General features: G+C 61.0%; 15 protein-coding genes. 3 read left to right on the forward strand and 12 right to left on the reverse strand.

From position 1 onward, the window contains the following. Positions 1-35: 35 nt before the first annotated feature. The 7 genes from P3T20_RS23105 to P3T20_RS23135 are packed head-to-tail and all read right to left on the reverse strand — an operon-like array spanning position 36 to position 8,910. On the reverse strand, positions 36-842 hold the full coding sequence (locus tag P3T20_RS23105; protein WP_429287953.1) for an enoyl-CoA hydratase/isomerase family protein: 807 nt from the start codon (positions 840-842) through the stop codon (positions 36-38). After that, positions 839-2,413, reverse strand: a complete 1,575-nt coding sequence (locus P3T20_RS23110; protein ID WP_429287954.1) for an AMP-binding protein — start codon at positions 2,411-2,413, stop codon at positions 839-841. Before P3T20_RS23110 ends, P3T20_RS23105 begins: the two co-directional genes overlap by 4 nt. After that, a complete protein-coding gene (locus tag P3T20_RS23115) occupies positions 2,406-2,942 on the reverse strand; it encodes a (2Fe-2S)-binding protein (RefSeq protein WP_429287955.1) in 537 nt (178 codons plus the stop codon). Before P3T20_RS23115 ends, P3T20_RS23110 begins: the two co-directional genes overlap by 8 nt. Continuing rightward, positions 2,939-3,760, reverse strand: coding sequence for an FAD binding domain-containing protein (locus P3T20_RS23120; RefSeq protein ID WP_429287956.1), 822 nt, complete (start codon positions 3,758-3,760; stop codon positions 2,939-2,941). Before P3T20_RS23120 ends, P3T20_RS23115 begins: the two co-directional genes overlap by 4 nt. Continuing rightward, positions 3,757-6,804 (reverse strand): xanthine dehydrogenase family protein molybdopterin-binding subunit, encoded by a 3,048-nt coding sequence (locus P3T20_RS23125; protein ID WP_429287957.1) that lies wholly within the window; start codon positions 6,802-6,804, stop codon positions 3,757-3,759. Before P3T20_RS23125 ends, P3T20_RS23120 begins: the two co-directional genes overlap by 4 nt. Continuing rightward, positions 6,801-7,421: a UbiX family flavin prenyltransferase gene (locus P3T20_RS23130; protein ID WP_429287958.1), complete on the reverse strand. Its 621-nt coding sequence runs from the start codon at positions 7,419-7,421 to the stop codon at positions 6,801-6,803. Before P3T20_RS23130 ends, P3T20_RS23125 begins: the two co-directional genes overlap by 4 nt. Beyond that, positions 7,414-8,910 carry a UbiD family decarboxylase gene (locus tag P3T20_RS23135; protein WP_429287959.1) on the reverse strand — a complete coding sequence of 499 codons (1,497 nt, stop codon included), beginning with the start codon at positions 8,908-8,910 and terminating at the stop codon, positions 7,414-7,416. The genes P3T20_RS23130 and P3T20_RS23135 overlap by 8 nt, the downstream gene beginning before the upstream one ends. Positions 8,911-9,236: 326 nt before the next feature. Here P3T20_RS23135 and P3T20_RS23140 point away from each other — a divergent pair, with 326 nt between their 5' ends. After that, a complete protein-coding gene (locus tag P3T20_RS23140; protein WP_429287960.1) occupies positions 9,237-10,163 on the forward strand; it encodes a LysR family transcriptional regulator in 927 nt (308 codons plus the stop codon). 35 nt (positions 10,164-10,198) lie between these two features. Here the strand turns inward: P3T20_RS23140 and P3T20_RS23145 are convergent, their stop codons facing one another. Both P3T20_RS23145 and P3T20_RS23150 read right to left on the reverse strand, forming a co-directional pair. Then, a complete protein-coding gene (locus P3T20_RS23145; protein WP_429287961.1) occupies positions 10,199-10,576 on the reverse strand; it encodes an EAL domain-containing protein in 378 nt (125 codons plus the stop codon). 239 nt (positions 10,577-10,815) lie between these two features. Beyond that, positions 10,816-11,787 carry a LysR family transcriptional regulator gene (locus P3T20_RS23150; protein ID WP_429288126.1) on the reverse strand — a complete coding sequence of 324 codons (972 nt, stop codon included), beginning with the start codon at positions 11,785-11,787 and terminating at the stop codon, positions 10,816-10,818. A 169-nt stretch (positions 11,788-11,956) separates the two neighbouring features. Between P3T20_RS23150 and P3T20_RS23155 the strand changes: the two genes are divergently transcribed. Beyond that, positions 11,957-12,940: an aldo/keto reductase gene (locus P3T20_RS23155; protein WP_429287962.1), complete on the forward strand. Its 984-nt coding sequence runs from the start codon at positions 11,957-11,959 to the stop codon at positions 12,938-12,940. Between the two features lie 398 nt (positions 12,941-13,338). On the opposite strand, the gene P3T20_RS23160 is transcribed toward P3T20_RS23155, so the two are convergent. After that, entirely contained in the window at positions 13,339-14,247 is a 909-nt protein-coding gene (locus tag P3T20_RS23160) for an alpha/beta fold hydrolase (protein WP_429287963.1), read from the reverse strand. A 247-nt stretch (positions 14,248-14,494) separates the two neighbouring features. Between P3T20_RS23160 and P3T20_RS23165 the strand changes: the two genes are divergently transcribed. Continuing rightward, positions 14,495-15,940 carry an IS1182 family transposase gene (locus P3T20_RS23165; RefSeq protein ID WP_429287964.1) on the forward strand — a complete coding sequence of 482 codons (1,446 nt, stop codon included), beginning with the start codon at positions 14,495-14,497 and terminating at the stop codon, positions 15,938-15,940. A 209-nt stretch (positions 15,941-16,149) separates the two neighbouring features. On the opposite strand, the gene P3T20_RS23170 is transcribed toward P3T20_RS23165, so the two are convergent. Both P3T20_RS23170 and P3T20_RS23175 read right to left on the reverse strand, forming a co-directional pair. Beyond that, complete coding sequence (locus P3T20_RS23170; protein WP_429287965.1) at positions 16,150-16,521, reverse strand: hypothetical protein; 372 nt, start codon at positions 16,519-16,521, stop codon at positions 16,150-16,152. Between the two features lie 55 nt (positions 16,522-16,576). Continuing rightward, a complete protein-coding gene (locus P3T20_RS23175; RefSeq protein WP_429287966.1) occupies positions 16,577-16,873 on the reverse strand; it encodes a hypothetical protein in 297 nt (98 codons plus the stop codon). Between the last annotated feature and the right edge of the window lie 42 nt (positions 16,874-16,915).

A 16,915-nucleotide genomic window follows, 5' to 3' on the forward strand; every position in this document is an offset into this window, starting at 1 on the left:
TCGCTCCTCCGCTATGTCTTTTTTGATCGCGGTCCTTAGCTTCCGCGAAACACCGGCTTGCGCTTGCCATGAAACGCTTCAACGCCCTCGCGGAAATCGTCGGAGGTACGCAGACGGCTATAGCAATGCCCTTCCAGTTCGATTGCGATGGACAGCGGCGCGTCTTCGGTGTCGTTCAGGAGCTTCTTCGCGGTACGTTGTGCCAGCGGCGAGAAAGCGCGCAACTCATCGACGAGTGCGTCAGTTGCCGCTTCGAGTTGTGCATCGGGCACGCACTCCACGGCGATACCCCACTCGTAAGCTTGCTTGCCGGGAATGCGACGCGAGCGCATCACGATGTCTTTGGTGCGGCCAATGCCGACCATCTGCTGCAGACGCGCGGAGCCGCCCGAGCCCGGAATCTGGCCGAGCTTCTGCTCCGGCAACGCGTAGAACGTCGTATCCGTGGCGATACGGAAATCGCACGCCAGCGACAATTCGAAGCCCACACCAAAGCAGAAACCGCGGTTCGCTGCGATCACAGGTTTCGAGCACCGGGCAGGCGCTGCGATATTCCATGCCAATTTCGACACATGTTCCGGCGATGCTTCGAGAAAGCCCTTGATATCGCCGCCACTAGAGAAGTGTTCGCCAATGGCGCGTACAACGATCACCCGCACGCGCTCGTCTTCATCGAGCGCTTCGAACGCGGCGCGCAACTGGTCGCGGGCATGCATTGAAATGACGTTGAACGGAGGGCGATGCAGGATGATGTCGGCGCGCTCATGTGCGGCATCGATCTCGATCGAGAAGCCATCGAGCTCCTGAAGCAGCGTCTGGCCGCGATGGGTCAAGTCAGTCATTTCGGATACTCCTTGTTGGTATGAACAGGTTGTGAAACGGGCTCGCGGTCGTCGAGCACGTACTCGCCGGCAGAGAGCTTGCGGCGCAGAATCTTGCCTACCGGCGACTTCGGAATGTCGTCGACAAACACGTAGTCGCGCGGCCGTTTGAAATTGACCAGATCAGAGGTTCGGCAGTAGGCGTCGAGCGTTTGTGCGTCGACGTATTCGCGGCGCTTGATGAAAGCCACCACACGCTGACCCCAGCGTTCGTCCTTGATGCCGGTCACGGCGACTTCGTCGACGGCCGGATGCAGCGACAGCACCGACTCGATATCGACCGGCGAAATGTTTTCGCCGCCGCTGATGATCATGTCGTCGACGCGGCCCGTGACGAACAGCTCGCCGTCGGCGTCGAAATAGCCGGTGTCACCGGTGAAATACCAACCGTCGTGGAGCGACTTCGCGTTGGCGTCGGGGCGGTTCCAATAGCCCTCAAAGGCTTCGTCGCCGAGCAGGTCTGCGATAATCTGGCCTTCTTCGTGGACTCGCGCGAGCTGGTCCGGCGAGCGTGCGTCGAGTTTCACGACCCGCAAGCGCGTGTTGATACCGGCGCGTCCTGCGCAGCCCGGTTTCCTTGTGGCGTCCTGTTCGATGCTGAATGTGTACACCTCCGACGAGCCGTAGTGATTGACGAACAGCTCGGGCTTGAACGCCTGCTGCAAACGCTTGAGCAGGCCGTCGCTCATCGGCGCGCCAGCGAAGCCGAGCTTGGTCACCGTGGATGTGCCGGTGCTGGCGAAGCCTGGATCGGCAAGCAGATCGTGATAAAGCGTCGGTACGAGATACAGGCACGAGAGCCGGTAGGCGGCGATCGAATCGAGCGCGAGCCGCGCGTTCCAGCGGCGCACGCAGACGAACAGGCCGTCGACCAGCGCCATCGCCAGCAGCGAGCGCACGCCCATCGTGTGGTAAAGCGGCATCACACCGAGCGTGCGTTCGCCATGCCGGTAGAGGTTCTGCGCAACGTGCGCAAGCGCCGCGGCACGCTCATGCCGGTGGCGGCGCGGCACACCTTTTGCCTTGCCGGTCGTGCCGGAGGTATAGAGGATCAGCGAGTAGTCGTCGGCGGTGGCATAGACCGCTTCGCGGGTATGTGCGCGCTCGACGAGCAGCGCGTCGAATGTGGACGTGCAGCCGGGCACCTCGTCGAGTCCGATGCGCGGCAGCCTCTGCGCGGCGGGACTCTGGCTCACCGCATCGGCGCATACCGGCTCGTAGACGATAGCCTTGACGCCCGCGTCGGTCACGCAGTAATCGAGTTCTTCGGGCTTGGCGCGCCAGTTCAGCGGCACGATGACGATGCCCGCGAACTGGCAGGCCCAGTGCAGCGTCGCCATTTCCCAGCGGTTTTGCAGCACCGCCAGCAAACGATCACCGCGTGCGAGACCGAACTCGCGCAGACCGTCGGCCACGTTGAGAATGACACGATGCCACGCTGCGTACGTTAGCTCCAGTTCGCCGTCCACGAGCGCCAGCGCGTTCGGACTGCGTTCAACACATTGCAGAAACGTGCGGCCGAGATCAAGCATGGACGGCCTCCGGGCTTTCGTTGCGCTGCTTGCGGCGCGCAGCTACGTCCAGCACGGCCGCGATGATCGGCGTATAGCCCGTACAGCGGCACAGATGGCCTGAGAGCATCTCGCGCACCTGTTCCTCAGTCGGATCCGGCACACGTTGCAGATAGTCCGCGCACGACATCAGAATGCCCGCCGTGCAAAACCCGCACTGTAACGCGTGATGCCGCTGGAAGGCCTGCTGCAGATCGCCGAGCGTCTGGTCGGGCGCGAGGCCCTCCACGGTATCGACACGCCGCCCTTGCACCTGCACGGCCAGCATCAGGCACGAACGCGCCGCGACGCCATCGATATGTACCGTACACGCCCCGCACACCCCATGTTCGCAGCCGACGTGAGTGCCGGTCGCACCCAGTTCGTGGCGAATGAAATCCGACAGCAGGTCGCGCGTCTCGCACAGACCGCTGCGTACGCGGCCATTGAGCGTCAGCGCGACGCGCTGCGTTTCGCCCTGCCGCATGGTATTGCTTGATGCCTTGCTCACTTCGCCTCCTCGATCACGCGCCATCCGAGTTGCCGGACCAGATGCCGCCGGTATTTCGCGCTGATATGCGCGTCGTCCTGCGCGCCCAGCTTCCAGCTCAAATCGTTCAATGCGCCGCGCAGATCATCGCCCTGCAGGTGCGGCCAGCGTTCGACGACCGGCCGGTCCGCCACGCCGCCCACCGCGAGGCTGATGGAGTCAGGCGTCACGACTGCTGCGCAGGCCACCATGGCGAAGTCGCCGTGCCGTGCCGAGAACTCCATAAAGCCATAGCGTTCGCCCGGTTTTTTAAGCGGGAAGCGGACCGCTTCCACCAGTTCGTCCGGCGCGCGTGCCGTCATCAACATGCCCTGAAAGAAATCCGCGGCGGCCAGTACGCGCTTTTTCTTCTTCGAGCGCAGCACCACCTCGCCACCCAGTGCAGTGAGCACCAGCGGCAATTCCGCGCTCGGATCGGCGTGCGCAATCGAGCCGCAGACCGTGCCGCGGTTGCGAATCTGAAAATGCGAGATGTACGGGAAGGCCATCCTCAGCAAGGGCGTTTCGTTCACCAGCCACTCGCGCCACTCGACGCTGCCCTGTGTCGCCGCCGCCCCCACCACCAGATAGCCCGCCTCGTTGTCGACGCGTACCGTGTTCAGTTCCTCGGTGCGCGAAATGTCGATCAGGAGACGCGGTTGCGCGAGCCGCATGTTGAGCACAGCCATCAGCGACTGGCCGCCTGCGAGGACGCGCGCGTCCTCGCCGGTCTCGGCCAGCGCATCGAGCGCATCCTGCGTCGTCATGGCGCGCAAATAATCGAATGGCGCCGGTTTCATGTCGTTCTCCTGAAGATCGCCAACAGGCGCGACAGCCACGATCCGCTCATTTTCAGAGGCTTTCCCGACGCCTGACGTCCAAGCGATTCGAACAATTGGCGCAACACGACCTTCGCCGCGCCCTCGAGCATGCGGCCGCCGACCGCTGCGACTTTGCCCGACACCTGCGCTTCGTAGTCGTACGAAAGCCGCGTGCCTTGCTCGGTCGCCGTCAGTTCGATCAGGCCGTTGCCGCGTGCGCTGCCTAGCGGCGAGATTCCCGCGCCGGCCAGTGTCAGCCGATGCGGCGGATCGAGATCCGATAGCCCGATTTGCGCCTCGAAGCGTGCCTTGATCATGCCCACCCCAACAGTGACATCCGCGCGGTACTGGTTGGTGCCCGTCGACTCCAGCGCATGGCAGCCCGGGATCACTTTGGCGAGCGCGTTCGGATCCATCAGCACCGCGAAGATTGCCTCGGGCGTAGCGGGTAGATCTACCGTGCCCTGCGCGGTCAGCGCCTTGCCGCCACCCGGCACGGCCGGTTTCGTGGCAGGCGCCTCGCGGAGCTCCGGTCGCGATGGTTCGGGATCGTCGATGCCGATCAACGCCATCACTTTCGATGGCGTCAGCGGCAAACGGATGTCCTCCACACCGAGCGCATCGGCTACCGCGTTGGCAATGCACGGCGGCGTGCTCATGTTGTTGCCTTCGCCGAGCCCTTTCGCGCCAAGCGGCGTGAACGGCGACGGCGTTTCCAGATGCACGATGACCGGATCTGGCACCTCGCAGGTGGTTGGCATCAGATAATCGGCGAGCGTGCCCGACTGGAAGCTGCCGTCTGCACCATAACGAAACTCCTCCATCAGCGCCGCGCCCAGCCCTTGAGCGAACGCGCCGCGAATCTGGCCGTCGGCGAGCGCGGGGTTGAGCAGCTTGCCGGCGTCGTGCGCCGTCACGTAACGGTCGATGCGGATCCGGCCGGTGGCGCTATCGATTTCGACGCCGCACAAATCAAAGGCAAAACCATAGGCTGCCGAAGTATTGATGCGATCGTTTTCGTCGGGCGCGTCCATGTTTTCCGGCGTCCAGAACACGGTTTCGCGCAGTCCCGGCTCCTCGCCTTCCGGCAATAGAGCGGGCGCCCAATGTGGCGCATTGCTGGCGACACGGCCGAACGGCATCGCCTTGTCTTCGGCGCCTTTCACGTAGATACGTCCGCCTTCGAAACACACGTCATCGGTCGTGCAGCCGTACTGGTTGGCGACGATCCGCGCCAGCTTGTCGCGCACCCTCACGGCAGCAAGATGAACCGTACCGGCCACCGCGCCCGCAAAACGGCTCGAATAATTGCCCGCTGCAACCGACCAGGCGTCCTTGTACGTATCGAACTCGACGTTGACAACGATGTCTTGCGGCTCGATGCCGAGCACGTCCGCGACAACCTGCGCGCAGACCGTCATATGCCCTTGCCCGGCCGGAGTGGACGCCACGGTGACCACCACACCGCCCAGCAGATCGACGCTCACCGTCGCGCTCGCGATCGCGCCGCTCTTCGGCCCCGCCTTCTTGCGGGTCTCGGCGGGCATCACTGTAGTGATGTATCCCATGTTCGATACTGACGGCTCGACGATCGCCGCAAAACCGATGCCGTAGAGGCGACCCTCCTTGCGGGCTGCTTCACGGCGCGCAAGGAGCTCGTCGTAGCCGCCCTCCGACAACGCGCGACGTAGCGCCTCCTGATAGTTGCCCGAGTCGAGCAGCGCACCGGCTGCAGCGCGATACGGGAACGCATCCGCCGCGACAAAATTGCGCCGGTAGACCTCCAGCACATCGAGTTTCAACGTGAGCGCAATCCGTTGTATCAACCGCTCCAGCGCAAAATACACCTGGGGGCCGCCGAAGCCGCGCACGAGCCCCGTAGGTGTCTTGTTGGTTAGCACGACACGATTGCGCACCAGCAGGTTCGGGATCGCGTAGGCGCCGGTCAGGCAACCGTGCATCCGGTAGAACGTCGCGGGTTCCGGCGCGCGCAGATAGGCGCCGCAGTCTTCAAGCTGGTCGTAGGCGAGCGCGATGATCCTGCCGTCGTTTTCCACGGCGGCTTCGAGTGTCGAAAAGCGCGCCGTCGCCGAGGTGGCCGCGCTCAGATGTTCGAGCCGGTCCTCGACCCACTTCACCGGCGCGCCGGCCTTACGCGAGGCGAGGCACATCAGGACTACATAGGGAAACACCGCCTGCTTCACGCCGAAGCTGCCGCCCGAGTCGCGCGGCGCCTTGTGACGCAGCCGGTTCGCCGGTACATTCAGCGCCATCGCCATGACCGCGTGCAGTGAGAACGGTCCCATGAAATTCGATGTGACGTCGTAGCCTTCGTCGCCTGACAGGAACTCGGCAATCACCACACCGCATTCAATCGGCGCGCAACTGTTGCGTGGATAATGCGCCTCCAGCTTCACCCGGTGCGGCGCCTTCTCGAACGCGGCCTCGGGGTCGCCATAGCGGAAGTGGCGATCGCTGATCACATTGGTACCGACGCGCTCGTGCAGAATGGGAGCGCCGTCGCTGGCCGCCTGTTCGATTGACGTCACCGGATCGAGCAGCGTGTAGTCGACCCTGATCAGGTCGAGTGCGTCTTCCGCCAGCGCACGCGATTCCGCCAGCACGACGGCCACCGGTTCGCCGACGTAACGCACGCGGTCCATCGCCAGCGACCATTGCTCCATGGGCGACTTCACGCCGACGACGAACGGCCGCGACCATGCGCGCAGATCATCGCGGGTCAGCACAGCTCGCACGCCCGGGTGCTTCAATGCGTCTTCGGTGCGGATTGCAGCAAGTTCGGCATGCGCATGCGGTGAACGCAAGATCGCGGCATGCAGGGTGCCAGGCTTCACGCCGATGTCGTCGCCATAACGGCCGCGGCCTGTCAGGATCGCGGGGTCCTCGAGGCGCTGCATCGGGCGGCCGACATGCCGCCGTGGTGCTGCGCCCGGAGCCGCTTCTTTCGCTTCGGCCGGAGTCCGCGGCTTGATTTCGGCGAACGCCGTATCGCGCTGGTTCATCGGTCTGTGCCCTCATCGCGGCCCGCAAATTCGTCGGCGAGACCGCTCCAGCGGTGTGCGATCTCACGATGCTCGATGCGGAACAGATCCAGAATCCGCCCCACCGTGTGATCGACCGCATCATCGATAGTCTGCGGATGCGCGTAGAACGCCGGGACTGGCGGCATCACGATCGCGCCCATCTCGGTGGCGAGTGTCATGTTGCGCAGATGGGCCAGGTTCAACGGCGTTTCCCGCGCCACCAGCACGAGGCGGCGGCGTTCCTTGAGCATGACATCGGCGGCACGCGTCAGCAGGTTGTCGGCGAAACCGTTCGCGACGCTCGCGAGCGTTTTCATCGAACACGGGGCAATCACCATGCCTGAGGTGAGGAACGAACCGCTCGCAACCGAGGCGCCAATATCGCGCACGTTATGAACCACGTCGGCCATGCCGTCGAGGTCGCTACGACTGAGACCTAACTCCTGCGCGGCCGTCACCGCGCCCGAGGCCGACACGATCAGATGGGTCTCATGCGTGCCAAGCCGGCGCAGCGCGGCGAGCAAGCGCACGCCGATGACCGCGCCGCTGGCCCCGGAGAGGCCAACGACAATGCGCTCGCGCTGACGCTCAGTCATGGTGCTTGCCCACGTCAGCACCCAGATAAGCAGCGAAGCTGGCGTTGTCCGCCGCAACCAGCGCATCGAGATCGACCTTGTCCTCGCCGGGAATTCGCACGCGGGTGAACACGTGCGCCGGATACACGACCGGCCGCGTGGCGTCGAGCCCCATCTTCGCGCTCACGCCTTGCAGATGAAGCGGCGCATCCTCGGGCTGGCCGACCGTGGTGGACGGATCGAGCAGCGAGCCTTGTGCACCCTCGATCACCACCAGATCGCGATCCGCCTGAAAACGCGTCGCCACCGCCCATTCGATTTCCGCCGGATCGTGCAGGTCCACATCGGTATCGACGACCACCACCTGCTTGATGTCGTAATGCGCGCCGAACGCGCAGAGGATCACATTCTTCGCCTCTCCTTCCCGCTTCTTGTCGAACTGGATCCACAGGTGATAGCGGCACACTCCGCCTACCGAAAGGTGCACGTCCTTCACGCCCGGATGGCTGCGCTGCAGGTGAGCGAGCAGCGTCGCCTCACGCGGAATCGCGCCGAGCAGCAGATGCTCCATTTCCGCCGGCACAATCGTATGAAAAATCGGCTTCTCGCGATGCGTGAGCGCAGTGACTTCGATCACCTCACGCGCTTCCTGTGCGCTGTAGTACTTAGGAAATTCGCCAAACGGACCTTCCGGCTCACGCACGTTGGGCAGAATGCGGCCCTCGATCACGATCTCTGCAAACGCGGGCACATGCACGCCGTTCGTCACGCATTGGACGACCGGCAACGGCATGCCGTGCAGCGCGCCGGCGATTTCCAGCTCGTCGTGATCGATCGGAGTAATTGCTTGCGAAGCGAGCATAGTCAGCGGGTCGACGCCAATGGCGACTGCCACGTCGAGCGCATCGCCCGCTTCTTCCGCGGCCTTTTGAAACGCGTACAAATGACGCGGCAGCAGCAGGATCGCCATGCGGTCCGGGCCATGCACCTGGATGCGGTTGATCGACACGTTCTGCACGCCGGTGCGCGGATTGCGCGCGATCACGAGACCTGCCGTGATATACGGGCCGTTGTCATGTTCGCTGTGCGTGGGAATGGGGAGCAACGCGCGCAGATCGATGTCCTTCGTCAGCACCACCTGCTGGCACGGCGCAGCGTCGCGCGGCAAGACTTGCGACGCAATCGGCTGCCCGGCCGCTTCGCGAAATCGCGTCAGCAGTTGAGACTCAGCCACGCCCATAGCTTCAGCAATCCAGGCGCGCTTTGACATGAAGCCGCTCACGACCGGAATGTCATTGCCAGCCGGCTTCGTAAAAAACGCGGCCTGCTCGCCGTCGAGACGTTTGGCAATGGCGGCGAGTTCATGTTCGAGCGCGACGGGCTTGTCGATCGTCGCCAGACGATCCGTTCTTGCGAGATGCGCGAGCCAGTCGCGCAACGTCAGCACGCCGGATTGCGGGGCCCACGGCAAGGAAGAGGTGCCGTTCGTGACGGCATCGCGTGTGTTCATCTACGTCTCCATCAATGCCTCGCTATGCGCCGGGGAACGGTCGCTGCGAGATATGCAATGAAGCGTAGCGAGATCGCTGTATAAGTTCTAATACTGTTTTTTGATGTTTTTAATCACCAATGCTGATATCCGTGTTAGCCCCAATGACACCCGGCTTACAAAACGATATCCATAGAACTTCCGTGTCAGGCAGGCTGGAGCGGCACCATCCGGAACATCCATTGGTGCGCTTTTCGGCGCAGACCTGATAATGTGGACGGAGCTCATTAGCTACGTTGATGGTCCCCGGATTGACGCACCCGGGTTGATGTCCCATTCAGATCGCTATGGACCTCAAGCAAATCCAGTATTTCATCGCGCTGTTCGAAGACGGTTCCGTCACGCGTGCCGCAAAGCGCCTGAACATCGTGCAGCCCGCATTGAGCATGCAGATTGCCAGGCTCGAAGACGAACTGCACCAGCAACTCTTCGAACGCGGTGCGCACGGCATGGCCCCGACCGCGGCGGGGCGGCTGATGTACCGCCTGTTCCTGCCGATCGTGCGCGATCTCGCCCATGCCCGGCAGCAACTCGTGCAGCGCGACGAAGTTGTGACCGGTCACGTTGCGATTGGGCTGATCGCCTCGGTGACGGAGAGCGTCCTCGCGGATTCGCTGTCGCGCTTTCATACGCGTTATCCGCACGTCGAAGTGACCGTGGCGGACGGTTATAGCGCCACTTTCATCGATTGGGTGGCGGGCGGCCAGCTCGACGCTGCGCTGATCAACAAGCCCCGCTCGCGGCTGTCGCTCGACGCGCAGCCGCTTCTCGATGAGGAGATGGTGCTGGTCACCAGCGCCACCCACGGCCCCGATCTGCCGCACGCGATCGAACTGGCGCAGTTGCCCGAACTGGAGCTCGTGTTGCCGACCAAACGTCATGGTCTGCGCGGCGTGCTCGATACAGCCGCGCAGCATGAAGACATCCTGCTTGCGCCGCGCTTCGAAATCGATGTGCTCTCCACCATCGTCAAGCTCGTGGAGAGCACGCGTTTTGCCACGATCCTGCCGCGCATCGCCGTCGAACGTGCCGTGCGGCAAGGCACGTTGCGCGCCTATCCGATCCTCGCGCCGCGCATCGTGCGCCATATCGTCTGTGTGAGCCACCCGCGTCGGCCGCTGAGTGCGGCGGCTGACGCGTTGATCTCGATCATCGCTGACGAACTGCGTCAAGTGTCGATTGGGCCGGATATGAACGCCCCCGCTGCCACATGAGCGGACCTCGACGGTTCGCAGCCCATCGTCCTGATTCAAGTGGTCGTCGCGCCAGTGGGCTGATGTAGCGTCGTCATAAACCAGCAAACCTGTACCGGATACTGCCGCAACGCCTCCGCTAACGCGCCGAGCACGGTTGCAGCTCCCGCCGGCTTTGAGGAAGGGGCATTGGCGGTCTGGAGAAATGCTTTCAGCTGGCTGGCACCGAGTGCACGGCTATAGAAGAAACCTTGACCGAATTCGGCCCGGCTTGCCCGCGCGACGTTGTGATGCGCCGCGTTCTCAATTCCTTCGACCACGACCACGGCGCCCATCTCATGGCCCATGCTTGTCAACGCACTGATCTTTCTGGAGCGCTCATCGGGATCCATTCCCAGCACGTCCCTATCGATCTTCACCATCTCAAAGGTCATGTCTGCCGGCAGTTCAAATCCGACGTCAGTGGGACGCGCGCCAACGACAGGTTGATACTCAACATGGAACCGGCGCCCACTCGAACAACTGCAGATGGCCGAGACCGGGCCGATGGCGAACGCACCAAGTCGACCTATTGCTGACCTTCGCTCGACGCCGGCGGATGACCGCTTCGCAGCCGAATTCGGTCGAGCAGTCGGGAGGTGAACGATCCGAGCCGGACCGCGTGCTGGGTGCGCTACCGCGCCCGGATGGCTCGCCTCAATCGCGAATTGAACTGCGCTAGCTCTTTGTCAGCGAGCACGTAGTCGCCGCAATCGTGCAGGCGGGCAATGGCGAGATCCAGGAACGCTCGGACTCTCTTGGGTTGAGCAGTTCGGCTTCCGTAGTAAACGTGCAAACTAAAGTACGTGCTCATATGCGGCAAGAGAACGGGAACCAGTCGTCCCGCGCGGATATGGCACGCAGCCGAGAGACTCGAGAGTTGCCCCATGACTTGCCCCGCGAGCACTGCTTGCACTTCCAGCTCTGAATCGTCCGTCGCGAACGCAGGGGACACCTGCCGATGTTCGAGTTTGCCATCCACGGTCAAGTACCAGGGCGCTACCTTGCCGGTGTCCGGATGCCGGAATACGCTGCAGCGGTGTGCCGCCAGGTCATCGACTGTCGATGGCGTTCCGTGCGCCTTGAGATAGTCGGGCGCAGCGCATACGATCATCTGGATCGGGAAAAGCTGCCGACCGATCACGCCCTCACCGGCCGACGCCCCGATCCTGAAACCGACATCGACGCGATCTAGTACCCAATTGCCGATACCGTCATCGAGCTGGACGTCCGGCTGGATACCGGGGTGCTCGCGGCAGAACTCGTCGAGCAGTGGCATGAGGAGCGCGGCGAACGACGATTTCGGTCCAACGATGCGCAGCGGGCCCGCGATTTCATCCTTGGACTCCCGTGCCTGGGCCACGGCCCTGTCCAATGCCGCCAGAGCGGGCTGGGTATTTTCCAGAAATCGTTGGCCCTCCTCGGTCAGAGCGAGGCTACGCGTCGTCCGATGCAACAGACGAACTCCAAGATGCAGTTCCAGTTGTGCGATGGTCTGACTGGCTGCCTGGGGTGTGACGCCTTGAGCCAGTGCAGCCTGCCGGATGCTGCCGAGTTCCACGGCTTTGGCGAACATCGCGATGGCCTTAAAGTCATTGACAGGCATGGTCAATTCTTCTGATGGAGGGCGAATAGAATGGTCTGACACAGCGCTCAGTATCAAGCTGAAGTTGACACTGATACAAGATTTATTCTACTAGTCACTTGAAACCGAGACTTCTAAAGTTGAGGACATCGGGCCACTTGCCCACGTCGTCAACTGCAAGGAGCGCATCATGGATAAGCGGCAACTCGGCCGTTCTGGACTTGAGGTTTCAGCGCTTGGCCTTGGGTGCATGGGGTTGAGCTTCGGTTTCGGCCCGGCCATCAGTCGATCAAAGGCTGTGGAGTTAATCCGGGCCGCCGTCGATCGGGGCGTGACCTTTTTCGATACCGCCGAGGTCTATGGGCCGTATCTCAACGAAGAGGTCGTTGGCGAGGCATTGGCGCCCGTCCGCGATCACGTAGTCATCGCGACCAAGTTCGGCTTCACCTTCGGCGATGACGGAAAACAGCAAGTTTTGAGCAGCCGGCCGGACCATATCCGGTCGGCGGTCGAAGGGATGCTCAAGCGTCTCAAAACCGACGTCATCGACCTGCTTTACCAGCACCGCGTGGATCCACAGGTGCCTATCGAGGACGTCGCCGGTACGGTGAAGGAACTCATCCAGGCAGGCAAGGTAAAGCACTTCGGCCTCTCAGAGGCTGGAGAGCAGACCATCCGGCGCGCGCATGCTGTGCAGCCCCTGGCGGCGCTTCAGAGTGAGTATTCAATGTGGTGGCGCGAGCCCGAGGAAAGGATCCTGCCTACGCTGGAGGAACTCGGCATCGGCTTCGTGCCGTTCAGCCCCCTCGGCAAGGGTTTTCTCACGGGCGCAATCGCCCAAAACGCGGTCTTTGGCAGCGACGACTTTCGAAGCAAGGTACCGCGCTTCACGCCCGAGGCACTTCAGGCAAATCAGCCACTTGTTGACGCGCTCGGGGCCATAGCCAGGAGCAAAGGTGCGACGCTAGCTCAGGTTGCACTCGCATGGCTGCTCGCCCAGAAGCCCTGGATCGTACCGATTCCCGGCACGACGAAGTTGCATCGTCTGGAGGAAAACCTTGGGTCGGCTGAAGTGGAACTGACCGGGACCGAGCTTCAGCACATCGACCAGGCGCTCGCGAACGTCGAGATTCACGGCGATCGTTACCCGGCCGCCCTGAAGGCTACCGCCTGATTCGACGAGCTGTCTGATGATGACATGATGGTCGTCGCAACGCTGGAGACGGGCACCAGCAGCTGCTTCTCGCATCGCGATCCGGGCGATCGTGAAGTGGATGAGCGAATGAAAGCCTGGCTTCTCACATGCAATCGGGATGGTTACCGGGAAGATGTAAGACCTGAGCGGCTTTCGCGGGCTGAATGTTCGCGAAAGCATCCAAAGCCGACATTCGAACTGGCAGAACGAAGGACTGTTCCTGGCCGAACCCGGGCCGACGGAGAGCGCACCAAATCGACCCTGTACGGCCTATCCACTCTCTCCGAAGTGGACCGTCGAGTAGGCTCTTTGTTGACAAACCAATTTATTAAATCGTTGGACTTCTGGTTCACGCCAACCTATCCGGTGAGCGCGGGCTATTGGCTAATGGAAGCGGCGAAATTCTTGATAATTGCCGCGACTTCTGTCGGGATCTCAAGGATCAAGTTATGAGTTGCATTCACGTGCTGCACGGTCACGTTAGGTGATCTTGCGATACTGGCAAGCTGCCGCTGAACAATCTCGCGCCTTTCTGCCATAAGCATCGCAAGCTCTTCAACGTCATCGATTCCCGGGCCCGGATCGGTTGCGGATACCATCAATGCACGACAGGAGAGTGACTTGATCACATCGAATACGTCCACCTCGTCGTCCTGCAACCAAATTTCCCGAGCCTGCACCTGGTCCGGCCTACCCTGATAAGTGTTGCTTCCACATGCGTGCAATCGACGTCGAATTGCACTCTCGTATAGTGCACGCGGAAAACCAAGTTGATCGGCCTCTTGCCCAGACTCCCTAACGATGCCATCTATCTCTTCTGAGCTAAATGATTTGCCGCACTCGGATACAAACATCTCGCACAACTGGCTTAGGTAGGCAGTTACGGAGCCAAGGGGAAGACTCGTATATTCCTCTGGCTTGCCCAGCCCAAATCCGTCGAGGTTGACAATACCTTGTATGTCGGGATGCGCTCTTGCATAAAGAGTGGCGATAGTACCGCCTAGTGAATGCCCGACGATAATCGCGTCCTTTGCATCAAAGTGTGTCAGCACTGCCTCTACATCATCCAATACTGCGTCCCAATTCCAAGACCCTGAGCCAGAGTGCCCATGATTTCGAAGATCCATGCAAATGACTTCATGGGACTTTGAGAGATGAGGAATAACTGTTGCCCACGTTAGCAGTGTTCCGCCCATCCCGTGAAGCAATAGCAAAGGGTGGCCCGGACCACGCCACGCTTGAGCTGCGATGAGCAAATCCTTGTTGCGTATGAGCACGTCAGTCATTGAATCCTGCTGATAGCGCCGGCTAGCCCGGCGTCAAGGGCTGGGCTTTTGTGATGTGGAGTTCGCTCGTCGATTTTCAGCAATCTAGCGAGAAGTGTCCAACGTCTCAAATTGGCCGCAGCCCGTCGATGCAATCGGCATACGCCGCCCGAAACTCACGAGCCGGTGATCGACAGCACGCGACCCAGAGTGTGTGAAAACGCATTGATCGTCTAGACTGAATCAACGCACTGAGATCGGGTGACTCATGAAGCGATTCGTTGAAGGCGATGACCGCAAGCAGGTCGCACTACTTCCCGAATGCGTCGATGACTACATCGGGCAGGACAACCCGGTCAGGGTCATCGATGCCTTTGTCGAAGAGCTGGATCTCGCGGAACTTGGATTCAACGGCACCACGCCAGCTCTCACGGGTCGCCCGTCCTATCATCCTGGCGTGATGCTCAAGATCTATATCTACGGGTATCTGAACCGGATACCGTCCAGCCGGCGTCTTGAGCGCGAGTGCCAGCGCAACGTGGAGATGATGTGGCTGACGGGGCGACTGGGTCCCGACTTCAAGACGATCGCCGACTTCCGCCGCGACAACGGGCCAGCCATTCGTAACGTATGCCGTCGTTTCGTCGAACTGTGTCGCGGACTGAAGCTGCTGTCGAGTGACATGGTGGCCATCGACGGCAGCAAGTTCAAGGCTGCGAACAACCGCAACAAAAACTACACGGCGGGCAAAATTGACAAGCGTCAGCAGCAGATTGAGGAAAGCGTTCAGCGATATCTCGACCTGATTGAAAGTGCAGACCGGATCAGTCCGACGGGGTTCGATGTGAAGACCGTCCGCCTGTACGAGAAGATTGCCAGCTTACGCCAGCAGATGCGCGAGCTCGACCAGGTCAGAAAGCAGTTGAAGAAGCAACCGGACAAACAGCTGTCCATGACGGATCCCGACGCACGGTCCATGGCAACAAGCGGACGAGGCTCCGGCATAGTGGGCTATAACGTTCAAACCGCCTTGGACACAAAGCATCATCTGATCGTCGCACACGAGGTGACTAACGTCGGAAACGATCACGGGCAACTCAGCAGAATGGCAATCTCCGCGAAGAACGCGATGGGCAAAGCCAGGCTGAAGGTGGTGGCCGATCGCGGCTATTACAGTGGCCCGGAGATACGGGCATGCGATCTGGGAAACATCAGTGCGTACGTTCCCAAGCCACTCACCTCCGCATCAAGGAAGAAAGGTCTCTTCACGAAGGCCGACTTTGTCTACGAGTCAGGAAGCGACGTGTATCGATGCCCTGCCGACGAGCGCGCCATTCATCGATTCAACACCGTTGAGCATGACATGACACTGCGGGTGTACTGGCCCAGTGCGTGCCCCCGTTGCCACCTCAAGGACCGATGTTCGCCCAGCGACTATCGCCGCATCCGACGATGGGAGCACGAAAATATACTGGAATCCATGCAGCGTCGGCTCGACAGGAAGCCCGATGCAATGACGATCCGCCGAAGTACCGTTGAGCACGTCTTCGGTACGCTCAAACACTGGATGGGTCCCGCGCACTTCCTGACTCGGACGCTTGGGCGGGTGAGTACGGAGATGAGTCTTCAGGTGCTGGCCTACAACCTGAAGCGGGTCATCAGCATACTCGGGGTTGCGGGAACGATGAAGGCCATGAAGATGGCTGGAAGCTAAAGCCCGGAGGGGCTTCGCTGCGCTCGCGAGACTCAATCAGCGTAAGCTGGACCTACCAAACTTGATTCAGCTGAACCGAGACCGGCCGTTCAGCGCCAAAAATTGGGTTCTCACACGGCCTCGACCCATTGCGGACAATTGACTGCCTCGGTAGCGGACGTTCGTCGGACGGATTTAAAGCCGAGAACGTAGACTCCGGAACCTTTCGCCTATGGTTCGCCTCGGTCAACCTTCCAAACATAGACTTTGCCGCTCGCACCAACCGTGTAGTCGACCTTCACCGGTTCGCCAGGGACCGCATGAAATGGCGCGGGATACTCGATCTCCTGCCCCTGAATCCGGAATACGAATTTCTCCGTGGCAGCGAATCCCTGCTTCGGTCCGGGTCGATACACGCCAATGCGCTCAATGGTGGAATAAGAGTAATGCATCGATCGATTCGAAAGCTCTGTTTTGAAGTGCCCTGTCAAGTAAAGGTACCCAGCGATGCCAAGCGCAATCAAGCCGATGGCGACTGCAAACGGCACGCCCCACTCGCGCAGGTAGATTCGTGCGTCGAGTAAAAAATATCGTCGTTTCATTTTTTGGTCAGTGCTGTCGGCCGACTGTGCATGGCCGACAAAGGCCCCATCTCTCTCAGATGGATCGCGTCTTCTTCGATTCCGGTCGAATACCATCGCTGTCGATTCGACAACACCACTTTACGATCGCTGCCCACCCCCCCACTGCGTTTTTCGTGACGACGCCATTCGCCACTAAGTTATCGATCTTGCCGTTCTCGCTCATGTCATCCATGTACACACTAACAAGCATTCCTTCACGAAGTTGAACAATCACGCCACCCGCGTCGACTTTCCAGTCGCCAGCGGACAGCAGTACGGTGTCAACGTCGATCATTTCATTGAAGTCAACGGAGAAATATGGTTTATCCATGGTCAGCAAGTGATTCCCCCAACAACATCGATCTGTGCAGTT

The organism is Paraburkholderia sp. GAS206C, from assembly GCF_050435645.1.
Classification (GTDB): domain Bacteria; phylum Pseudomonadota; class Gammaproteobacteria; order Burkholderiales; family Burkholderiaceae; genus Paraburkholderia; species Paraburkholderia phenazinium_B.